Origin of the sequence: Oceaniferula spumae (assembly GCF_042849255.1) — a bacterium.
In the GTDB taxonomy this organism is placed as follows: Bacteria; Verrucomicrobiota; Verrucomicrobiia; order Verrucomicrobiales; family Akkermansiaceae; genus Oceaniferula; species Oceaniferula spumae.
In genome coordinates, this window is the sequence record NZ_AP026866.1 from 1,105,469 (window position 1) to 1,128,214 (window position 22,746).

A 22,746-nucleotide genomic window follows, 5' to 3' on the forward strand; every position below is an offset into this window, starting at 1 on the left:
TTAAGGTATCACAGGCATTTCTGCATCGACGCTTTTCAGCCACTTCTCCAGTTTGACTCGCATTTTGTCTGCGACCTCTGGGTGTTGCGCCAGCACGTTGTCCTTTTCCATGCTGTCCTTCTTCAGGTTGTAAAGCGCGTCTTTGGTCTTGCCGTAGCCAAGGTAGAATTTCCAATCCCCGGCGATGATTTCACTGCCCATATTGTATTTCACACCTTTGCGGTTGTGTGGGTAATGCCAGTAGAGGGCATCGCGATCCAATTTCTCTTTCCCTTGAAAAAGTGGCATCAGGTCGTAGCCTTCGAGTTGCTTGATTCCCTCAGTGGAGCCACCTGCTGCGTGAACAAATGTTGGGAAAAAATCCATGGTGTTGACTGGCTCATCCGTTTGGGTTCCGGCCTTGATTACCTTGGGCCAGGTCACGGCCATTGGCACGCGGAGCCCACCTTCTAACAACGACCCCTTTTTCTCGGCAAGCCACTTGGTCGGTTTGTCCCCGCCATTGTCAGAGTAAAAAATAACCATGGTATTCTCACGCAGTCCTTTTTTCTCCAGCGCATCTAGCACCTTGCCCACGGCTCCGTCCATACTCTCCAACATCGCCAGATAAGCATTGCCGCCATTTTTTTTCACCAGATCTTTAGGGGCTTTGATCGGGGTGTGAACCGAGTAGAGCCAGAGTGAAATGTGGAACGGCTTGTCCGCGTTCGCATTGATGAATGCCACCGCCTCGTCGCCAAGTCGGTCGGTTAGATACTCACCTTTTTTACGATTCTTGATCGTCCCGTTCTTGAAAGGATCGAACCAGGACTTTGGCTGACCGTAGGCGCAGCCGCCGATGTTGATATCGAATCCGAAGTGCTCAGGGTGAAACTTCGGAGCGACCATGCCGTCTTTGGTTTTGATCGATCCTTCACCAGCGAGATGCCACTTGCCAAAGAAGGCGGTCGCGTAGCCCTGCTTCTTCAGCTCACGCGCATAGCTTGGAGAATCCAGCGGCAACTGGTTGATCGACATGGCATCAGTCGGCTCCCCTTTCGGTGCCGGATGACGTTTGCCGGCGAGACCGGGAATGTGAGTGGTCAGCTTAAGTGCCGCCGGTGACATGCCGGAAATACACGCCGCACGTGTGGGTGAACAAACGGAGGCTGCCGCGTAAGCCCTATTGAAAACCATACCACTCTTCGCCATGCGCTCCAAGTTCGGCGTATTGATCTCCTTGCTGCTGCCATCGAAGTCAACCCATCCGGGGCCGAGATCGTCTGCCATGATGAAGACGATGTTCGGTTTTTCATCGGCGGAGACACAGGTCACTAACAGGCCCAAGGTCAGGGTTAAGGCCGTGAGTGGTTTCATGCGAAGGCGCTTCATCATTGTATGGCAGGATCCTGTGTTTTGACTGGTCGCGAGATCGTTATTTCAATGGCTTGTGGGCCTCCTTCATGAAACCTTCCAGTTTGGAAACGATCTCCGGGTATTGTTTGGCGAGGTTCTTGGTCTCACCTGGATCTTTCTTCAGGTTGTAGAGTTCAATCGGGCTAAATCCCCCACCCTTCTTCGCAGTCTGCACGACTTTCCAGTCATTTTGACGAAGTGATCTTGCGGTGTAGGACTTCGCATTTCCTCTGATGAATTCGTGATAGATGTATGGATGTTTCTTCTGTTCGCCCTTGGCCAAGAGGGTTGGCACGATGGAGATGCCGTCGTTTTGCTCAGGAACCTCTTGGCCTGTTAGCTCAGCCATCGTTGGGAGGATATCCCAGAAGGCACTGAGGTGATCGCTCTGGCTTCCGGCTTTGATTTTGCCAGGCCAGCGGACTAGGAACGGGGTGCGGATGCCGCCCTCGTAGAGGTCTCGCTTGTGTCCGCGCAATGGGCCGTTGGAGTCCCAGAACTTCGGATTGTGGCCACCTTCGACGTGGGTGCCATTGTCGCTTGAGAAAATCACAATCGTATTTTCATCGACCTTGAGTTTCACTAACAGATCGAGCATTGATCCGATTTGGTTATCGAGGTTCTCCATCATCGCTGCGAATCCAGCAATCGGATTCTGCACCGGCGGACATTTCTCTGTAGGGCCGGCACCATACTTGCCGATCTTGTTGTCAAATTCGGGAAACACCTTGCGCCACTTTTCGTGCATCTCTTTCGGTGCGTGCATGGCGGCGTGAGGAACGGCTGTGGGGATATAACAAAAGAACGGCTTCCCTTCCTTCACACTGGTTTCGATGAATTTCATCGCATCGGCCATGATCAGGTCGTGCACGAATGTGCCCTCCTCCATCGGAACCTCTTCTCCGTCGCGCACGATGCTGCTGGGGTAGTATGTGTGCGCGATCATTTGACTCTTCCAGCCGGTGTAGTGGTCGAAGCCGTGAGTCAGGGGATTGGGCGCACCCTTGAGATTCGTTTCTCCCAGCCCCCACTTACCAAAAGCACCGGTGGCGTAGCCGGCATTTTTGAAGAGTCGCGGCAAGGTCGTCATCTTGGGATCAAGGGCGAATTTGTTTTCGTTTCCATTGCCACGACAATGCACATGGCCCGGATGCTGCCCCGTCATCAGCACAGCACGTGACGGTGAACAGACGGTGTTACCCGAGTAGTGGTCGCTGAATTTCATTCCCTCATCGGCCAGGCGATCGATGTTGGGAGTTTTGAGCTTCTTCTGCCCGTAACAGCCGAGATCGCCGATTCCCAGGTCATCGGCTAAGATGTAAATCACGTTCGGTTTGCTATCGGCAAAGGCGGAACTGCTCATAAGAAGCAGGGCTAACAGAGTTTTAAGTTTCATAGTTATAGTTTGATGACTTCGGTTTATTGGATGTCAGGGCGCGCGGAATTCAGTTCGCGTAGCAGGATTTTCTTTAGACTTGAGACCCTCTCAGGATGCTTCGACGCCAGATCATGGCGTTCTTCATTGTCCTGCTTGAGGTTATACAGTTGATATGCGTTTTTCTTGCGATCCACTTCGATCAGCTTCCAGCCGTCTTTGGAGATGAGAGCGGTTCGCCCCATGGTACTGAAACCGTTATTGACGATCACATAGTCATGCCGTTCGTTTTGCGGCTTTCCTAACAATGTGGGCAGATAGGAAATGCTGTCTTTGCCGGCGGGTGTCTTCGTGCCGACAACTCCTGCCAAAGTGGCCATAAAATCGTAGTGAGCGCTGAGAATGTCGGTTTCTGTGCCGGGTGCGATTTTCCCTGGCCAACGGACGATCATCGGGCATTGCATACCGCCTTGATAAGCGGCGCGTTTCAGTCCGGCTCTGCCACCTGCGCCGTCGAACACATCTCCCCCGTTCGAAGTGCGCCACTTTTTATCGGTAAGGTTGGCCGGCTCGCCGTTGGCCAGTTTCTTGTGCACATTCTTCTTTGGCCCGTAATACATCTCGTGACCGTTGTCGGAGGTGAAGGCAACGATGGTATTCTCGTCCAACCCCTGTTCCTTGAGCTCTTTCATGATCAGGCCGACGTGGTCGTCTAACATCTTCACCATGGAGGCGTATTTCTTCTCAGCCAGTGAGAGACCATCCTTGTTGGCAAAATCCGGGTGGAGTTCGGGAATGGCGACTGGTCCATGTGGCAACTGCGTCGAATGATAGAGGAAAAACGGCTCATCTTTGTGTTCGCGAATGAATTTGAGAATCCCGTCGATGAACACATTTTGAGAATAAGTTTCACCACCGGCGCCGACTGGTTCGTCACCTTTCTCACTCATCTTGCCACAATCGGCACGGGTATTTCCCTTCAGCTGAAATCGCTCGCCGTTGCGCCAGAGATAGGGTGGATAAAATCCGTGGCAGCGGCTATGGCTATAGTAACCTTCGTAAAAATCCCAGCCGAAGCGTTTGACGCGTTCGTGATTGGTTAGAAACCCGACATCGAGTTTCCCAAACTGCGCGGTTTTGTAGCCTGCCTTTTGGGCGATCTGAGCAAGAAACACTTCGTTATTGGGGATCGGGACAGATGATTTTTTGACATACTCATCCAGTGCTTTGTTCGCTTCTTTCTCGGGCGTGTTCTTCTTGTCCAGCCTGATCAGTAAACCGGGAGCATTCTGTTTCCAGCCACCCATACGACCGTCGTGCATGCCCGTTGACAAAGTCCAGCGCGCTGGGGCGCAGAGCACACCTCCGTAGTAGTTATTGAACTTCATTCCTTGCTCGGCCAAGCGGTCGATATTCGGAGTCGTGATCATTTTCTGCCCGTAACACCCGAGCAGCCCGATACCCAAGTCATCGGCATAGATCAGAATCACATTGGGACGCTTGGCGGGAGCCGCGTTCAGGATGCTTCCACACGGTAAGGCCATCAACACGGCGAGGCTTAGGATTCTCAGACTCTTTTTTTTGAATAACATGATTTAATCGGTGGGTGAGGAAATGGCTATCTGACTACTACTCTGCGGTCTTCATTTTCCAAAGCTGGAAACTATTTTTTCAGTCCGATAATATAATCGGCCAATGCTCCAGCTTCTTTTTTCTCCAGCCCTAACGGAGCCATGATCGCATCCTTGAATGCTTTTGGCTTCTCTGCGGCGGGATTCAGAATCGCGTTGATGATGTAGTCACGGTCCACGGTCACGTTGACCTCTTTGCCGTCACGGATCACCGTCTGTTTCCGTCCGAGTATACCTGCTAGATTCGGCGCAGCCCAGCCGGCGTCTGTCTCACGGTGACAGGCCATGCAGAGGCTTTGGAATTTCAGCTCGATCTGTTCGTCATCGCTTAATTCTGCAATCTCGTTTGCGGCGGCTTCCTTGCCTCCAATCTTGCGGTGTAAGGTATACCAGAACTCCTTGGTGTGGAAAACCGATTTGCCATTCACTTTGGGATCAAACTTAACGTGGGTGACCCAACCGCTGTTCTCACTGCTGGAATTCCCCTGTTTCAGAACGTATTTGGCACTGCCGTCCTTGAGACCGTTGATTTTCAGAATGGCACTGGTTCTGTCCGAGTTAAACTCCAGACTGGCTGCCTTCAGTTTGAACGTGCCTTTAGGAGGTCCACCATAATTTTGGGTTGGCTGGTAGGTCCATTGTGAAATAGCCAGATCTTCGGCGCTGATAGATCCTTCAGGCACCGGACGATAGAACTCTAACTTAAATCCCCCGTCGACCACATTGACGTTCACGATTTCATTGAAATCGGAGGGCGCTTTTTGCTTCACCGCAAAACGTTGCAGACCGTGCTGACGACCGTTGTATTCCCAAAGGCGGCCAGCACCAATCTGGCCGATATAATAATTTCCATCCGGACCTAGTTCCAGTCGGTTAGGTCCACCTGTGAAGCCGTTGTTTCCATTTTTATCAGCAACACCGGACGAGTGTCTGAACACAACACCCTGCCAGACGCCATCGACCTCCTCCATCGCCACACGCAGGATCTCTCCTTTGGTGAATTCACAGAGTAAGATCTGTCCGTTGTATCGAGCAAGGACGCCTTTCCGGTCATGAATGACATGCGGCTGCGCAGGTGAGTTGGCCACCGTTCCTTGTGGCAAGTTTACGGTGGTGCGCTGCTGACCGCTAGGGCTACCCTCTTCCGGCTCGACACCCTTCGGCTGGAAGGCGGCAGCTCTGCCATTTTCAGTATAGAGATAGTGGCCATAGAATGACCCTGGCTCGATTCGGTGCAACTCGTTAGACGGGTTGAAAATCCCTTGGTTATCCGCGACATAGACCACATTGTCCGGGCCGACTTCCACACCATTCGGAGTTCTGAAACCACCGGCGAAATATTCCAGTTTGATATCAGAAGCCGATTCATTTCCTGTCACAGGGCCTAAGATAAAATTAGATCCACGGTGAACATCTTTATTCGGTGGGATCATCTTGTCCCTCTTTCCACCCAGCACAATGGCGGTGGTGAAATTACCGCAGAGGAATGTCTTTCCATCGCGCTCGAACTTCTCAAAACCGACTGTGTAGGTGTGGAAATTCTTAGTTGATGTGCCATCAATCATCACAGTCGCGTTCCCAGCATCCAATTGATCTTTTTTTACACCGCCGTCAAAACGGATGATGCGATGTTTCTCGCCGACATAGATCGAATCGCCAACCACCGCAATGGCAGCTGGTTCGTAGAGGCCACCACAGAGCTCCGTGACAGAGATTTTTTTACCATTCAGGCCTGCCTCTTTGATATGGTCGATGCGGAGAACTTTTCCATTGTGATCAGGCTTCTTGTTAGTGCGGTCCGGACTCATGGTGGTCACAAACAGTGAGTTCCCGTGGAAACACATCCCTGATATTTTCAGAGTATCATCACCTAAAAAATCCAAATTCTGCAGAGTGAACAAGGGATGCACCCCTACATCCACTTTGGGGATTTTCTTTTTCGGCGCTCTTTTCTTCGGCTTTCTAGCGTTCCTCTTGGGTGGATTTTTTTTCTCCGCTGCGTCAGCTGTCATCTTGGTTGATTGCGCGGACTGACCGACTTTTTTGAATCCTTTCTTCCGCTCGTCCATGTTCGCACGGAGCATGGCAGGAGTAACACGTGGGCTGACGATTCCTTGAGCCGGAACGTCCAGTTTCAACCCCCATACAATGGCGTTCAGAACCTGTTTTCTAAATTGCTCATTCCCCCAATTCGCATGAAAGTGACCACCGGTTACCGCCATGCCACGTCCGCCGTTCTGGTTCTCTTTTGCCCAGAACACCGTGAGTTGCGAGTTCGTAGGTTTATCCCCAACAACTCTTTTTATCTTCCCAATACCTTTGACCGCTTCATGGGTGCCATGCATCACACAATGAGTTTCACCTGCCTTGGGCGCTGTTTTTGTAAACTTGAGATCGGATTCGAAATCGATGTTCATATACCACTCATCCTTGAGTTGGTATTGATCGACCCCATTGTTGATTGGGTGAGCTGTAAGCTGGGCATCAATCGTCCAGACGGGGTTGCTGGAAAACTTGTCTTTATACACACCTCCAGTCCAGTCCTTGACCGCCTTATCCGACTCGGCTGAACCGGGATCGCAGGCATAGTGCATGAACATCTGGCTCACCCCCTTGTCGGCCAAGCTGCGGACGACTTGATGATTTTTATTCAGGAGATGGAACTTATTGCCCCCGTAATAGTGAACAACCAAGTCTGCACCCGTAAGTTGAGAAGCATCACCGGCCCAGTTGTTGATGACTTTACATTCTACATTTTTTGTTAGCTCACTCTCTGCGAGAGAGTTTTTGAGCAACATGGCACCTGCATAAAACTCATGGGTTCCTGTGCTATGTCGCAGGTCATCAGCGGTTAGAAACACGACGGTCTTCTTGGATGAAGCGTCGTCATCTGCGAAAGCATTCTGGACAACTGAAAATGAACAAACAGCCAAGATCACTGTTCGCACGTAGTTGATTGGTTTTGATTTCATATGATTTGTTTTTATAAGATTAGGAATGGGTCGCAGAAATAGTCTCCACTGTCATTCTGAGTCAGCGCTATGATTAGTTTCTTGTATCCGTATTTTCATCGGGTCTAACTCTTAGGCATTTTCGCGTTCACCTTGCTGAGCCAGCCTTTGAGTTTTCCGCGCATACGCTCGGCCTGCTCAGGATTGGCCATCAGGACATTCTTGGTTTCCATGGGGTCCTTTTTGAGGTTGAACAAGGCATCCGGCTTCACTCCGAGTCCCTGATAGAGCTTCCAATCGCCCATCAAAATGGAGCTGCCCATGTAATAGGTCACATCAGGTCGATTGTGCGGGTAATGCCAAAACAAGGCATCACGATCTAATTTGTTTTCCCCTTGGAACAAGGGCTTCAGGTCGAGCCCTTCCAACTGAGGAATGTCCTTCGTCGAGCCGCCGGCGGCGTGCACGAAGGTAGGAAAAAAGTCCATGCTGGTGACTGGCACGTCTGTCTCTGTTCCCGGCTTGATCACTCCTGGCCAAGTGACTGCCATCGGCACCCTGAGTCCACCTTCGAGCAGCGAACCTTTTTTATCAGCCAGCCACTCGGTGGGTTTGTCGCCGCCATTATCAGAATAGAAAACAACCATGGTATTGTCCTTAACCCCAGCCTCATCGAGAGCGGCCAAGACCTTGCCCACTGCGTTATCCATGCTCTCGAGCATAGCCAAATAAGCATTACCACCGTTCTTTTTCACCAAATCCCTGGGGGCCTTGATAGGTGTGTGGACCGAATAAAACCACAAAGACAGATGGAAGGGCTTATCCTTATGAGTCTTGATAAAACTGACAGCCTCATCGCCCAAACGGTCGGTGAGGTATTCGCCTTTTTTCCGGTTCTTGATGGTCGCATTTCTGTAAGGCTCAAACCACGCCTTGCCGGGCCCACCCATAGCACAGCCACCGATGTTGCTATCAAATCCATAATGCTCTGGGTGCCAGTCACTATTCACAACTCCGTCTTTGGTTTTGTTCGCCCCCTCGCCGGCCAAATGCCACTTCCCAATAAATGCGGTAGCGTAGCCCTGCTTTTTCAACTCACGGGCATAGCTTGGTAAGTTGAGTGGCAGATGCTTGAGCGATTCTGCATCCTTCGGATTTCCCTTCGGTCCGGGCCGCTCTTTTCCTGCAACGGCGGGAATGTGGGTGGTCAGACCAATCTGAGCTGGAGACATGCCGGTAATACAGGCTGCACGCGTCGGCGAACATACGGTGGCTGCGGCATACGCCTTGGTAAAGACCATGCCGCTTTTAGCCAACCGCTCAAGGTTGGGCGTATTGATCTTGGAACTGCTGCCATCGAAATCGACCCAGCCAGGACCAAGGTCATCCGCCATGATGAAGATAATGTTAGGCGGGGGCGTAGCTGCGTGCGCTGAAAATGCAAAGAGAGAGAGCACGGCGAAGAGGGCCGTTAGAGCGTGAGTTGTTTGTTTTGATTTCATTTCAATATGAGTCACTTCTTCCGGCGGGAGTTTTCACCGATCACATCGTGATAGCCGATGTCTTTTTTCGCAAAATCGAGCTGCTTCATCAGTCTCTCGACGATCTCGGGGTGCTCCTTGGCGACGTTGGTGGTTTCGCCGATGTCATCCTTGAGATTGTAGAGCGTGAGTTCTGTGAGGTAGGGCCGATCTTTTGCAGGCACATGACTTTGCCAGATATCGCCTTCTTTGGTTTTATCTAACTTTGAATGGGGCAGATGGAGTTTCCAATCGCCTTGGCGCACCGCTCTGAGAGCTTGGTGCTGATAGAAAAAGAAGGGGCGGTCGAGTTCAGTTTGTTTGCCATAGAAAACCTCTGAGATATCGAGGCCATCAATCACGCGATCGTCGGGTAGCTTTGCACCTGTTATTTTGGCGATCGTAGGGAGAATATCGATGGTTGCGGTAACGAGGTCAGAGGTAGTGCCTGCCGGAACTTTACCGGGAGCGCGAATGATAAAAGGAACACGGAGACCACCGTCATAGGTGCTGGTCTTGCCACTGCGCAGTGGTTCTGCGTGTCCACCATGATCTCCTTTCACCAACCACGGGCCGTTGTCGCTGGTGAAGATAATGTAGGTATGATCATCCAGTCCCAATTCCGCGACTTTATCCAGTAAGCGGCCCGTGTGAAAATCGAGCTCTTCGATGACATCGCCGTATAGACCTCCTGCAGATTTCCCTTTGAATTTTGGGGATGCATCGATCTTGGTGTGAGGCATGGGATGAGCAAGGTAGTAGAAGAACGGCTCTCCTTTGTTCTCTTCGATGAACGCTATCGCCTTATCCGTGAATAGTTTGGTTCGAGAAGCTATCGGCGGATTCTTCTTCACCGTTTTTTCACCCACTCTGATAATCTTGCACTTGCTTGTTTCCGCCCAAAATGTGGAGTCAAAACCTTGATTGGCTGGACCAAATCCGACCCTAAAATTAGGTTTCTCTCCGGTTCTTCTTCCGGAGAGATCCCACTTTCCAGCCATCCCAGTTTTATACCCGAGTGGTTTGAGTAGTTCAGGGACCGTGATTTCATTCAGTGACATAGCCGGGTGTGGCATGAGACCGTTGTCATGAGCGGGCCTTTCAGTGCGCATCGGATAGGAACCGGTCAGCAGTGATGCTCTTGCCGGGCCACAGACTGTCTGTGCATAGAAACTGGTGAATTTCATCCCCTCCTTCGCCATCTGATCGATCCGAGGAGTCTTGATGTCAGGCGACCCGTAACAACCGAGATCCTGATAGCCCTGATCATCGGTGAGGATGATGATGAAGTTCGGCAATCTATCTGCCGCCAAGGCCATGCTACTGCCTGAAAGCGGCAGACAGGCCCATATGATGAGGCGAAAAAGTGTTAGTTTCATCGTTGTCTGAGGTTGATACAGATCTAGGACTCAGGGCTGTAGGCTTCACCTTTTTTAAGCGTGATCAGCTTGCTGAGTTTGTTGTTTGAGTAGACTCGGAATGATCCGTCGCGATTAGCACGAATGGTCGACTTCACGAGCTTGCCAGATTTCCATTCGATATCCACCTCGAAGCCACCGCGCGCGCGCAGTCCCTTCACTTTACCATCGGGCCATGCGGAAGGAAGTGCTGGTAGCAAATGGAGGATGAAGGGTGCATCGGCCAGCTCGGCGGGAGGAACCACGGGGATGAAGTTTTTCGGTGTCTTTGGATCGCTCTTGTAGGCGACGTAAGCGGCTTTCTCGATCTCCGTGGCATCGTTATCAATACTTCTCAGATGGCTTTGCAAAAGCATCTCACAGACACCGGCCGGGCCTCCGAAGTTGCCGTCGATCTGAAAAGGCGGGTGGAAATCGAAGAGATTTGGATATGCTCGTTTCACATTTAGAAATCGGTAAAACGAATGAGCTTTATCGCCATTATGTAGACGCGCCCAGAAACAGGTCTTCCAGCCAGTGCTCCAGCCAGTGGATTGATCACCGCGATGCCCCATCGTGACCAGAGCAGCTGCCGAGAGTTCCTTGGTTGTTAGTGGCGAAATATCTCTGCCCGGATGCAGCGCGATGAGGTGGGAAATGTGGCGGTGGGTATTTCTTGGTTCATCCCAGTCTTCCGGCCACTCCTGAACTTGTCCGTGCTGACCAATTTTCTGTGGGCAGAGTCGAGGAATCATTTCTTCCAGTGTTTTTCGGAACTCGTCATCGACGCCGAGCTTACGACTGGCCTCGATGCAATCGGTGAAGAGGTTCAAGACGAGTTGCTGATCCCATGAGGCCCCATAACATTGCTTGTTCAGCTTCCCGTGTTCCTTGGTCAAATAGAAATTTTCAGGTGACCATGTCGGATAAACCACTAGCGTGCCATCTTTCCAAGGAGCGAGGAAATCGACAAAGAACTCTGACGCACCTTTGATGATCGGGTAGATTTCCTTGAGATACTCAGGGTCCTGATTGAAGGCGTAGTGATCGTATAAATTCTGTGACAACCAGTGCCCCGCTTGCTGCACACGGCGACCTGTGTTGTAGGGTCCAGCCACGCCGTAAACATTGCTGTTAAGCGCTGCCGCCCATCCTTTTTTGACACCATAGTTTTCACTGGCGACATACTTGCCTGATTCCGCGATGACTTTCATGTATTCCACATACGGGGAAAAGGAGTCCGGAAGGTTGGCAGTTTCCACCATCCAGTAGTTCATCGCGAGATTGATATCAAAGTGGTAATCAGCATTCCATGCCGGCTTGGTGTGTGGATTCCACAGGCCTTGTAAATTCGATGGCACTGGAGCGGATCGTGAGCAGCCTAACTGCAGGTAGCGCGAATAGTTGAAATATAACAGATCAAGTTCAACACTGCCGCCAGCCTTGACCAGCTTGTTCGTCGTCAATCCTGACGGTTTAAAATCGATATCCAAAGTCATCCGCTGTGCTTGTGACTGATAGTCCGCGATATGTTCTTTCTTGGCGGCGGCATAACCATCAGCCACCAGCTTCTTCATAGTCGCCGCTGCATCCGCCTGATAATCGCGACCTTTGAAAGTGGGGAAAACCGGAAGGTAATCGTTGTAACCGACCACATAAACGGTGACGGCATTCGCTCCGGACACTTGGATACGACCATCTTTGGATGCTGTTACTTTACCTCCTTCAGATACAACTTCGATCAACTGGGTGAAACCGGCCATATCGTTTGTTAGCTTCACCTCCGCTAACAGAGTGATCCGACCGCCTTCTGATTTCAGTGTCTGGGTTTTGTGCCGTGTGGTTGTTCCGATTTTCAGATCGAGCTTGGCGTTTTCCGCAGTGTAATGCATCACCATCGCATCGTGCGGATGGCTGACAAAATACTCGCGAGTGAAATTGGCGTTTCCAATCGAATAACTGACTTTCCCAAGGGCGGTTTTAAGATCCAGCTCACGACGATAGTTTGAAACTTTGTCAGGGTCATGGCCGGTATCGATCTGCACCTCGGTGAACGTCGAGTAGTTCCCGAGTTTCATATCGGCACAGAGATATTTGTTTGCCGTCCACTCCATGCTCCCCTCCTTGGTTCCGTATTTACCCTCGCGGTAAACCTTGCGCACCTTTTCAAGATCCTTACCTGCACCTGGCTTGGAACCTGACTGGGCGACAGGATCGAGCCCACGGTTCGCATTGGCCCACTGGGTGATTTCATTGGTCACGATGAGCTCGCGATCAATACCACCGCTGAACATCGCACCGAAGCGCCCGTTTCCTAACGGCAAGGCCTGTGCGATAAAAACTTTCTCTAACTTCTTCGCCACGGTCTTGGCTCCGGGAACTGTAGGGGCATCGTAGTGGAGAAGATGCTGGGCCGAAGCTAAGATTGGGAAGAGCAAGCTGAGTGCTACCGCGGAAATAAATGCCTGACGTTTCATAAAGGTGGTGGATAGATTTTTATTTTGTTTCCAACTCAAAACGTTGGATGAACGGAAGGTGCTTGGCCTTTTTACCAATGTGCACACCCCACTTGATTTGCTCGCCTTTACCACTCTCGGTAAAGGCTTCGGGTCGATACGCACCAGCTGCGTGCGGCACATTTTCAACATTGTGGGTCTTTTTGAAGTCGATGCCATCGTCGGAATAAACCAGCGAACGCACCCACGCCTTGGGCCCAACCTTGCCTATCAATGCGGCGACACCGTCTCCTTCAGGCCAGACTAACACCTCGTGATTGCCCGGAATGATGGGGTTGGACGGATGCTTGACGTAAGGGCCTTCCGGTTTTTCAGCGATAGCCAAGCCTAGCTGTGTCTGGTTTGCTTTTTTGCCCAGCTGCCGGCCTTTGTAATACAACCAGTATTTGCCATCACGAGTGATCAGGCATGCGTCATCGATCAGATGACTATCGAAATCCTTGGGATCGTCTCCATTTTTCAAAATCGGATTACTTGCCGATTTCTGCCACGGGCCATCCGGTGAATCCGACACCGCCACTCCGATCTTGGAGTCCGGCTTCACTTTCATATTGGCGGAAATTGCTGTGAAAAAGAGATAGTATTTTCCCTTAGCGACCAGAATGTTAGGTGTGAAGACACTCGCCTCATCCCAAGAGCCAGAGCCTGGTTTACCTTTTGCGATGGCCATCCCCTTCTCGGTCCATTGATGACCATCAGGAGATGTGGCATACCAAACGGTGGCATCGTAGCCGCCCGACTTTGGACCTTTTGAATACCAGACGTAGTAGAGATCGCCTACCTTGATCACGTCACTGGGGTCTCTGCGCATCACCCCCTTTTCTGCTCCGATGCCTTTTGCATCGGAGTAGGATACGGTCACTTTGCCGAACTTGGCACCCTCAGCTGTGGCTTTGGGAGCGAGATAGGATGTCGCCATGGTGGCAACCAATATGGAAATTAGAGCCTTTGTCATTATTTCTGCTTCTTACGTTTAACGGGTGCAGCTGTGGGTCGGTATGTCTTGAGCAGTTCCTCCATCTGTTTCACGACTTCCGGATGCTGGGCGTAGACATTTTTGGTTTGGCGAAGGTCATTTTCCAGATCGTAGAGCTGCGCCGGTGGTGCGCTTTTCTTAATTTTGCCGTTTTGGATGTCGCTGTTTTCACTGCCGATGAATGCCGTGGCAGGAGCGCCACCCCATGCATGTTGATGTGGCTTTGAACCATTGAAACCACCGCTACCTTTGCCTGGAATATACATCCACTTTCCTTTGCGGAGCGACAGCAGCTTTTCATTCTTGGGCGAGATCACCAGGTGAGAACGCAGCGCGTGATCTGGATTTTCCAGCATAGCGGGCAGAACATTGACGCTGTCTTTTTTCACCAGTGATTTCGGATCCTGACCGGTCAGTGACATGAAGCTGGCGAGCATATCGACATTGCAGATCAGTTGGTCGGACACGCTGCCGGCTTCGATTTTACCTGGCCAGTTTGCGATAAAGGGAACCCGGTGTCCGCCCTCCCATGCTCCGAATTTAAAGCCGAGTAGTTCACCATTCATCTTGTGTCCGTCTTTGACGGCATTGCGGCCAGCGAAGTTTAACATGCCGCCATTGTCGCTGGTGAAAATGACCAGAGTATTTTCACTCAAGCCGTTTTTCTTCAGACACTGCATGATCTCCCCTACCATCCAATCGAGTTCATGGATGTAGTCCCCGTATAGCCCTGCCTGGCTACTCCCCTTGAAGCGCGGTGCGGGTGTGAATGGGTGGTGGATATTGGTGGTCGAGAAATAGAGGAAAAACGGATGATCTTTATTCTCGGTGATCCAGCTGACTGCTTTTTCGGTCATTAAAGTGCCGGTCTTTTCATCGTGATAGATCTCGTGTGCTTTCTTGGCTCCGCTAAATTTGTTAGGTTGTTTGACGGAAGCCTCTTTTGGAAAAGTGGGCGTGGGTGTCGGCGGTGTGCCACCCGGAATCAACGGGTCTTTGGGATCGTATCCCACAATGGTATCGTTCTCCACATAGACATACGGACTTCCGCTATTCACCAGAGGAACTCCCCAATAGTAGTCGAAGCCGACATCTTGGGGTCCGGGGCGGAGTGGCACGCTCCAGTCGTTTTTGCCTTTGCCGAAACCCAAATGCCATTTCCCAAGCGCTGCGGTTTTATAGCCCTTGTTTTTGAAAACTTTTCCAATGGTAAGAGTCTCGGTATCGATGATCAGCCCCGAAGACGCAGGTAGCGGTCCCCAAGCACCTTTACCACCGAATGCACGGATCGGGTATTCCCCTGTGATCAATGCATAGCGCGATGGTGTGCAGACGGCCGAGGCTGAGTGGGCATCGGTAAACTTGCGGCCGCTTTTAGCGAGATTGTCAATGTTCGGTGTCTGCACCTTGGTGGCACCATAGCAACTGAGGTCGCCATAGCCCAAGTCATCGGCAAAGATGAATACAACATTCGGTGGCTGGGTCGCAGCCTGAGCAGGAGAAATCGCAGAGCAAACGCCGGCCATCGCCGCGATGCATGATCGGTATAGGTAATTTGTTTTCATTTGATTGGATTAAGTAGTAAAAAAGAAGCGTTGAATTCCAGCCTGCCATCAATTGCCACCGCTATCGCACAGCAAGGCCATTGCCATAAGCCGTCTGATGCATCGATTATTGCCCATCAGTGAAGCGTGGTAAGTCCTGAGACACTCGATTAATTCATTAGGCTATGTATGAGTTAAAATCACAGATCTCATTCATCGTGTTTTACATTATCCACAATTCAGGAACACTTCCCATCCCCTGAAAAGGGTATTTTCGTGTGTATGCGACTATTTGCGACCCACACTTTGAGGCAGCGCTCCATCCTCAGATTCTTCAACGGTAGCAGGCGGCCTCGGCCACTCGGCGCGTTTATGGAACACAGCTGGCTCTGATCCATCAGAGCCTCGCACTATGCTCCATGTTTAGAAGTCTCGGAGCGGTGCGCAGTAGTAGGTCGCATGTTGAGGTGCTGGTTTTGGCAGAATAAAAAGGACCTTTCTTTCTTGATTATCGTGACCCCACATCTGTCGGATAAACCGCTGAGGCGTGTCACCAGGCTTATGGACTGAATAAAGCTTCGTGGGGTAAACACCGTTCGTATTGGAAGGGTTTTTCACGATTTTAACTGTTCTAGGTTGCAGGTCGATTTTTTGATCTCCGATCGTCCCCCCGATCCTGAGTTGAGATAAGTTCATCATATAAATGCTACCTGGCCCGAAGACATTGTTGCTGGCATTAATGGCCGTCACCTTGATCGGCATTGTCGAGTTATTCTTATTTTCAGATACTAACAGAAGCACTTTTTGCCACTGAGTCGGAATTATTACTGATGGAGCCCCTCTGGGAATCTTTTGTCCCTCTTCCAGAGGCTTTGGAAGAAAGGTTAATCTGATTTTGTTTTTAGCATTAGGGATTTCGAACGTCTTTGAAAAATTATAGCGCGGTAGTTCCGTTTGGCCGATCATTTTAGGACCTGCATACAAATAAGCCTCCTCAGGCGAATCAGCCGGCGACTGAAAATAAAGAATGCGCACTGGCCGATCAGCATGAGCCGCACCTGCTAGAACGCAGAACATCAGTGCCCAGAGGCATTTAAATATGTGATTTTTCATAAAGAGTTTTTAGTGAGGTAATTACGATTCCCGAGAGTTAAACTTCGTCAGGATGCAACCAACGGAACTGAATAATTTCAAAGGCACGGCCGAAGCGTTTGTTTGCTTCTGACCTGAGGGTAGAGTCTGACGGAAGTGTATATTTGTCGTCACCATCTGTCCCTGAACTATCAATATAATCGGCTTTTCGTTGGACGACGGCTTCGCACCAAGCGCTTGCAATAATTTCATCGGTATTGGGATCACGCACGTCGCCATAGGCTCGAATGGTGAAGGTGTCATCGCGGGCTGTTAGAATGCCGCTGATGGGTCGTAAAACGTCAGCCTGTCGTGCCCAACCGGGGAAACCATATGCTGGATTCCCTTCGGCGGCCTCAGGGAAGGGATAGGTGAGTGGCTGGCCCAATAAATCACTGCTGGATGCCGCATCCGTAAAGTTGCCTTGAATGTCTTGGTAGGGATTTTCGCTGCCGCTTGTTGAAGACAGGCGCATCAATGCGGTTTCCACGGCACCTGCAAGAGCGAGTTCCTTGTCGCTAGAAAGCTGGCGATTGAAAAACTCGGAAAGTGAGAGAAACGGGCCACGTTTTTTCACCTCAGCCACAATCTCTCTGGCAAGTGCCTTGATCTGCTCGTCGGTGAAACGTTTGTGTTGGGAAAGTGTCGTTTGCGCAGCGTTGCCAGCCGATGGATCGGAGACCAGAGCGGTGCGTGGGAACGGACTGCCATCACTGTCCTCCAAATTGGTGGACGGGTTGGCTGCTCCCGGCGTTGAATTGGTCAAGGTCAGCACGCCCCCATTTTCATCTCCACCGGAATCTGATCCGAATGCTCTCTTCAGAATCATTGCCCAGGCAAGCTCGGAGGTGGAGTTGATATTGAACATGCCCTTGACCTCGAGTTCTGCGGCCACTTTCTGCCAGGCATTGCTGTCATTCAGGAATTCAGAGGCTGCTGCGGCTGCAGTGGATTCGCTCACTGGGTTGGCAGGTTTGTAATAGTGATTCTGAAGAGGAACTTCGCCACTGAGGTGTTTTTCATACACTTCTTCGATGCCCCTCGACTCAGAGGACGACCATTCTTGCATTTCAGGTGTGATCGAGGAGACAAACCAATCATCCATCATCAGGTGATTAAAGGCGTAGCTATGGTCATGGCCAACCACTCTAGCCGAGGATTCAACAACTCGGATTTTATCACTTTCTATGAATGGGCTAGTGCGACTGTTCCCCAATGCATTGAGCGTATATGGAGGCCAGAAATTACATTTGTTGACATTAAAATGTTGTAGATCGCCAATTGTGAGCAAAGGCCTTTTCGGAACTTCAAGTAGGATGAGGTTGGAAAGCCCATCACTGAAACTGAAGCCACTACCCAAATACCCCTCGGCATCCAACGAGATACCAGAGGGCATGCCCGGATCACTGTAGGAATTGACCCGATGGAGTAATACGTTGAAAGGATATGTATCAAAGCGGTCTTGGATCGGGGTTGAAACTTGTTCTTTGGAGGAGGCAACCATGTACCCAACGGTCGGGTTCATATTGTGAATGCCGTTCACTAGAATATCCGACATCTGATCATTGACATCTCTGGCAAATCTCATGGTCGAGCTGACAGCCAAAAATGGCTTTGGACTGGTGCTCAAGGTCTTTAACGAATCCTCGACGCCTGTTAGCTCCAAGTTCTCGCCAAGCATCCGCTGAGCATTGTTTAAATCATCCAACAAACAACTCTTGTTGGAAGTGTTAGGCGGTCTGGTGACCCTGCTTGTTGCTCTCTTAAGTGTATAGTATACGCCGGTTCCCTGGACATTGGGTCCGTTGTGGATGGCCACTAGCAAAGCCTCTGTCGCGGAGAGAGTTTCCGTCTCTGGTCGACTTGCAAGACCGGGGATATTATAACGGACTCCACCGGCTGGGTTACATCCGACTACGTAGTTTAGCACACCGGACTCGTTCTCTACCGTTTCGCCTCCCGTCGGTGAGAATACCCGAACTTCGCCAGGCAACCATTTTGAGGACGGAGAGTTTGTAGGAATATTCATGTCCTTAACTCCGAGGGCTTCCAAACTTCTGACCCGCTCCTCATTATTGATCTCGAAACGAATGCTGAACGGAGACGCCATGGTCAAAGCTACGCGTAGATTGGCACGCCAACTCATATCGATGGCAACATCGTATGGGTTCCACATGGTGATCACCGGATTGACAATGACACAGGGCTGATAAATTCCCTCGCTGACCTCTTTGGCACTCAGTGAAAATACGGTGTGAACTCGAGCAAGCACTGGCATGCGCCGTATCGTATCGGCCAGTTCCCATTGCTGGTTCTCAGAGTCTTTCTGATAGGCTGTGGAGTCGTCTATCTCCGACACTGCATTTCCAGAGGTATTCAGCTGCTTGTATTGATTTGCATAATCGGCCAAGGCAGCCCAACTGACTGAATTTTGGAAAGGGCTTCTTGTCCAATTACTCCAGGAATAAATGAGCGGGTTCGAAGAGGAATCCCTGTTCGACTTACCCGCTGACCAGACTTCACCCGGACTGAGGGTAAATGCGGAAAAGCCCTCATCAATATCGTCCCAGTTTTCGGACCAAAGGGACAAATCACGCTTCCAACCACCGTTGGCTACATTTGTCAGCAGTCCGCTCGAGTAGGCGGTCAAGTCGTGGAAATATTCTGATGGCAAGGCTGAGTCGTCATCTCTGAGGAAATTCACCGTGTGCCTGGTGACGGCACGATCAATCTCAGTGGTGTCTTCTACATTGAAGGCCGACCCGCTAGGTCCAGGTGAGAGCAGCATCTGCGTGTTCGCTTCATATTTTCCAGAGGCCACCTCCGTCTGCTTCAGGCGAGCCTTGCTATTTTCCCCAGTAATCCACCACGCATAAGTTCCTCCATTCATCAGCGGTGTTGGCTGCAGGTGAACCTCAGAATTTGAGTTCGTGCCCAAAGTACCGTTCGCTAGCAAAGCGACAGTATTGGCTCCTCTTTTTAACTCTGGTGGGGAGTTAACGGATTTTTCAGCTTGGTCACCTGAGATCAGCCAGCCCAGGAATCGTCCAGAGCCAGCTCCGGAATCGGCAACGGTTTTTGAATCGTAGTCGGGGGCAATCGGCATTCCATCAGCATTATGATCCTCGCCCTCCCATGACCGCCAAACTCCGGTCAGCTGTTTTGTCCCATTGACGCCAGCAATAGCCTCAGCAGATGCGGTTACCCGTGTATCGGGACCCGCTGTTTGCTGGAGTCGTGCTATCGCCATGAGGAGCGATACACGAGCATTGGCCTGAGCCTCAGCTGCGGCCTTACCATTGGTGGTATTTCTCAGTTCAATCGTTGAAAGACTTAGCATGGCGAGTGCGATCATCATGAGCAGCGCCATCACACTAATAGTCACGATGAGTGCAAACCCCCTCTTACCCCCGCCGTATTCGTGCGCCGAGTTCGTTAGAAAACAGTCATGGGACTTTGGTAATGGAAGTGCGTATATTTTCATCTGACAGATACCCCGTGGACTAAATTAATTAAAATGATGAACCAGCTTTAGGTGTAATTACAATATAACACACAACGTCGGCATTTCGACAATCCCCTGAAAAGGGTATTTTTCACCTCTACCTCCCCAACACCCCGGAACCATCCTCCATCGGCCAATCTCCCTCATTCACAGTCTATCCTTTGTAGAATATAGGTTTACACCTTGTAAAAATAGACAATCTAGCGGAATAATTGCCCTGCGGCGGGTGTCTGGCCGCTCGACGTCAGTAATCGAGAATCACCTTTTCGCACACGGTATCCACATCTTTAGGATGAACGTGACTCACAAATCGCACTTGATGAATTCTATTGAAGATCGCCTGATTTTTCGAGACTCAGCAAGCCATTGAATAAAAAAAATCGCAACAGCTCCTCGGACACTAGACGAATGAGGATAAGCTGTTGCGATTGAGAATAAATATCAGCGCTCTGATTAAAACGCGGTCTTGATCGACTCAAGACTGACCCCAAGAAGTTGCTTGGCAATAGGGTCAAGCTCTGCCTCAGTTCCTTGGATGTGGTAGGTCCGCTGCACATGCTTCATGGTGCCTCCGGGTTCTAACGCCGCTGCAGGTGAAGATGTTTCCAGTTCGTAAAATGGACCAAGCGGATCCGCTCCAGGTTCTGGTGATCCGTCGTTGTAGGAGTTGATTGCATCCCCCACGTATGGCTCTTTCTGGATTTCCCACATGGAATTGACAAATCCGTTAGGTGCTTCCTGCACATTGTAGGTCACGATGTTGAGCACCTTCCCAGCGGCATCATAACTACCGGCAATGCCCTTCGAGCGTTGCGGGCTGATACCGATCTTACCGCGGCGTGTACCGTCGCCCTTAAAGAAGAGAATATCTTCTTTGACCTGCAGATATTCCGCAGGCACCTTGCCGAAGTAACTATCGTTCACCTTAGCTCCCAGCTCTTCTTCCGAGCCGGATTTGAAAGGAATCACAACCGTCGTTGTCGGTGACGGATTATACATACCTAACAACCAGATAGAGAGTAGACCTGTTTCCGGCTTCCAGGCTTCAGCCCCTTTGTTGGTGATTCTGTTATCTGTTTCGTATCCGACCATTTGAATGCCATCGCCGAGTTCTACTCCGAGCATTTTCGCTGCATCGGCTTTATCAAGAACTGTCACGGAGCGCTCGATGCCAACTTTGAACTGGGTGCCGCTGTAATTTGTTAGATCGGCACTGTGTTCGAATGTTGCTGAAGACTCGGTCTGCTTGACCATTTTAAATGGCTCCGTGTCAATCACTGGGGGCGTTTTCCAATCGGAAAATTCAAACTTCGCACCTGGCTTGAAATAAAGGGCGTATTGCCCACCTTCAGGTCCTAGCCAAAATCGCTCTTCGCCACCGAAGATATAAATATGAGACTCCAACTTCCCTTTGGCTTCCTCCTCAGAAAGAATTCCCTTTTCGATCACCGGACGATTGATCCAGCCAAAGCTCGGTCCGGTATCGTGGTCGTAGGTGCTGGTCATCACCCTCCCCTGCCATGCCGGTGCTACGGCCACTGCAGCAGCCCCTTTTTTCAGAACGACCAAATCGGTGTGTTCCTTCATAAACGCCGAGTCGTCGGCAAAGGCTCCGAACTCGGACGAGGATGTGGTGGTTGTCTTGCGTTCTTGGCAGCCAGTCTGCATCAGTAAAGTCGGCACGGCCAATAAGGCTAGTAGGCTAGGTGTTTTCATATATTTGATCTTAGTTATTTTTTGAGCTCATCATTTTCTGTTCGATGCGGCAATCAAAACGGTGGATGAACGGAAGGTGATTTTTTGCCCTTCCGATCTCAACACCCCACTCGGGTATATCACCAAGTCCGCTCTCTGTGAATGCTTCCGGGCGGTAAGCACCACCTGCCCACGGCCCACTTTTCACATCGTGGGTTTTTACGAAATTAATCCCGTCTTCTGCATACTGGACCGTATTGGTGATTTCTTTGGGACCGGTCGTTCCAATCATGGCAGCGACGCCTTTGCCCTGAGGCCAGACCAAGACTTCATGGTTACCGGGAATAACCGGGTTCGACTCGTGTTTCACGTAAGGCCCCTGAGGCTTCTCTGCTATGGCTACGCCCATTTGAGTTTGTCCAGGGCCTTTTCCTAACTGTCGGCCTTTGTAGTAGCACCAGTATTTTCCGTCCCGCACAATGAGACAGGCATCGTCTATCAAGTGACTATCAAAATCCTCTTTGTTTTTACTATTCGTGATCACTGGGTTCGCATCAATACGCTCCCAAGGACCATCGGGCGAATCAGATACGGCAAGTCCAATTTTTGAATCGGGATTGAACCCCTTGCCATACTTTTTCGAGACACCTGTATAAAACAGCCAGTAGCGTCCTTCAGCGACCAGAATATTAGGAGTGAACACACTTTCACCCTCCCAGCTACCAGGTTTGCCCTTTGCGAGAGACATCCCCTTTTCTGTCCACTGACGCCCATCAGGCGAGGTCGCATACCACACGGTCGCATCATAACCAGGTGAGATTTTTCCTTTTGAATACCAAACGTAATAAAGGTCGCCGACTTTAATGATGTCGCTAGGATCACGGCGCATGACGCCCTTTTCCGCTCCGATTCCACTTAGCTCGGAATGAGTGACTGTGACCTTTCCTGTTTGCGGCTGTGCTGGGGCACTGAAAGCTTGCGTCACGAGGACTCCCATCAAAGCTGCGGTATAATTAATTTTTTTCATCTCTCGTTTTATCCAATCTGTTATTGTTTCCCCCTCGCACAGAGGTCATGCCAACGAAAGCGTGATATCGCTGTTCTTGACAC

Annotated in this window: 13 protein-coding genes; all 13 read right to left on the reverse strand. The window is 50.7% G+C overall.

All coding sequences use genetic code 11. The features are described 5' to 3' along the window. On the reverse strand, positions 1-1,356 hold the full coding sequence (locus ACSPJT_RS04635; RefSeq protein WP_435895199.1) for a sulfatase: 1,356 nt from the start codon (positions 1,354-1,356) through the stop codon (positions 1-3). A 58-nt stretch (positions 1,357-1,414) separates the two neighbouring features. Continuing rightward, positions 1,415-2,791: an arylsulfatase gene (locus ACSPJT_RS04640; RefSeq protein ID WP_435895200.1), complete on the reverse strand. Its 1,377-nt coding sequence runs from the start codon at positions 2,789-2,791 to the stop codon at positions 1,415-1,417. 23 nt (positions 2,792-2,814) lie between these two features. After that, a complete protein-coding gene (locus ACSPJT_RS04645) occupies positions 2,815-4,314 on the reverse strand; it encodes an arylsulfatase (RefSeq protein WP_435896179.1) in 1,500 nt (499 codons plus the stop codon). A 119-nt stretch (positions 4,315-4,433) separates the two neighbouring features. Beyond that, positions 4,434-7,373, reverse strand: coding sequence for a ThuA domain-containing protein (locus ACSPJT_RS04650; protein WP_435895201.1), 2,940 nt, complete (start codon positions 7,371-7,373; stop codon positions 4,434-4,436). A gap of 104 nt (positions 7,374-7,477) precedes the next feature. Further along, positions 7,478-8,854, reverse strand: a complete 1,377-nt coding sequence (locus tag ACSPJT_RS04655; RefSeq protein ID WP_435895202.1) for a sulfatase — start codon at positions 8,852-8,854, stop codon at positions 7,478-7,480. A gap of 11 nt (positions 8,855-8,865) precedes the next feature. After that, a complete protein-coding gene (locus tag ACSPJT_RS04660; RefSeq protein ID WP_435895203.1) occupies positions 8,866-10,251 on the reverse strand; it encodes a sulfatase family protein in 1,386 nt (461 codons plus the stop codon). 23 nt (positions 10,252-10,274) lie between these two features. Then, positions 10,275-12,746 carry a glycoside hydrolase family 95 protein gene (locus ACSPJT_RS04665; protein ID WP_435895204.1) on the reverse strand — a complete coding sequence of 824 codons (2,472 nt, stop codon included), beginning with the start codon at positions 12,744-12,746 and terminating at the stop codon, positions 10,275-10,277. A 19-nt stretch (positions 12,747-12,765) separates the two neighbouring features. Further along, the gene (locus ACSPJT_RS04670; RefSeq protein WP_435895205.1) at positions 12,766-13,740 is read right to left on the reverse strand and encodes a family 43 glycosylhydrolase; all 975 of its coding nucleotides are present in this window, start codon (positions 13,738-13,740) and stop codon (positions 12,766-12,768) included. Next, positions 13,740-15,326, reverse strand: coding sequence for a sulfatase family protein (locus ACSPJT_RS04675; RefSeq protein ID WP_435895206.1), 1,587 nt, complete (start codon positions 15,324-15,326; stop codon positions 13,740-13,742). The genes ACSPJT_RS04670 and ACSPJT_RS04675 overlap by 1 nt, the downstream gene beginning before the upstream one ends. Before the next feature lie 402 nt (positions 15,327-15,728). Next, positions 15,729-16,418: a hypothetical protein gene (locus ACSPJT_RS04680; RefSeq protein ID WP_435895207.1), complete on the reverse strand. Its 690-nt coding sequence runs from the start codon at positions 16,416-16,418 to the stop codon at positions 15,729-15,731. Positions 16,419-16,455: 37 nt separating this feature from the next. Further along, positions 16,456-19,920, reverse strand: coding sequence for a hypothetical protein (locus tag ACSPJT_RS04685; RefSeq protein WP_435895208.1), 3,465 nt, complete (start codon positions 19,918-19,920; stop codon positions 16,456-16,458). Between the two features lie 474 nt (positions 19,921-20,394). Continuing rightward, positions 20,395-21,609 (reverse strand): DUF6786 family protein, encoded by a 1,215-nt coding sequence (locus ACSPJT_RS04690; protein ID WP_435896180.1) that lies wholly within the window; start codon positions 21,607-21,609, stop codon positions 20,395-20,397. Positions 21,610-21,667: 58 nt separating this feature from the next. Beyond that, the gene (locus ACSPJT_RS04695) at positions 21,668-22,633 is read right to left on the reverse strand and encodes a family 43 glycosylhydrolase (protein ID WP_435896181.1); all 966 of its coding nucleotides are present in this window, start codon (positions 22,631-22,633) and stop codon (positions 21,668-21,670) included. Positions 22,634-22,746 lie beyond the last annotated feature (113 nt).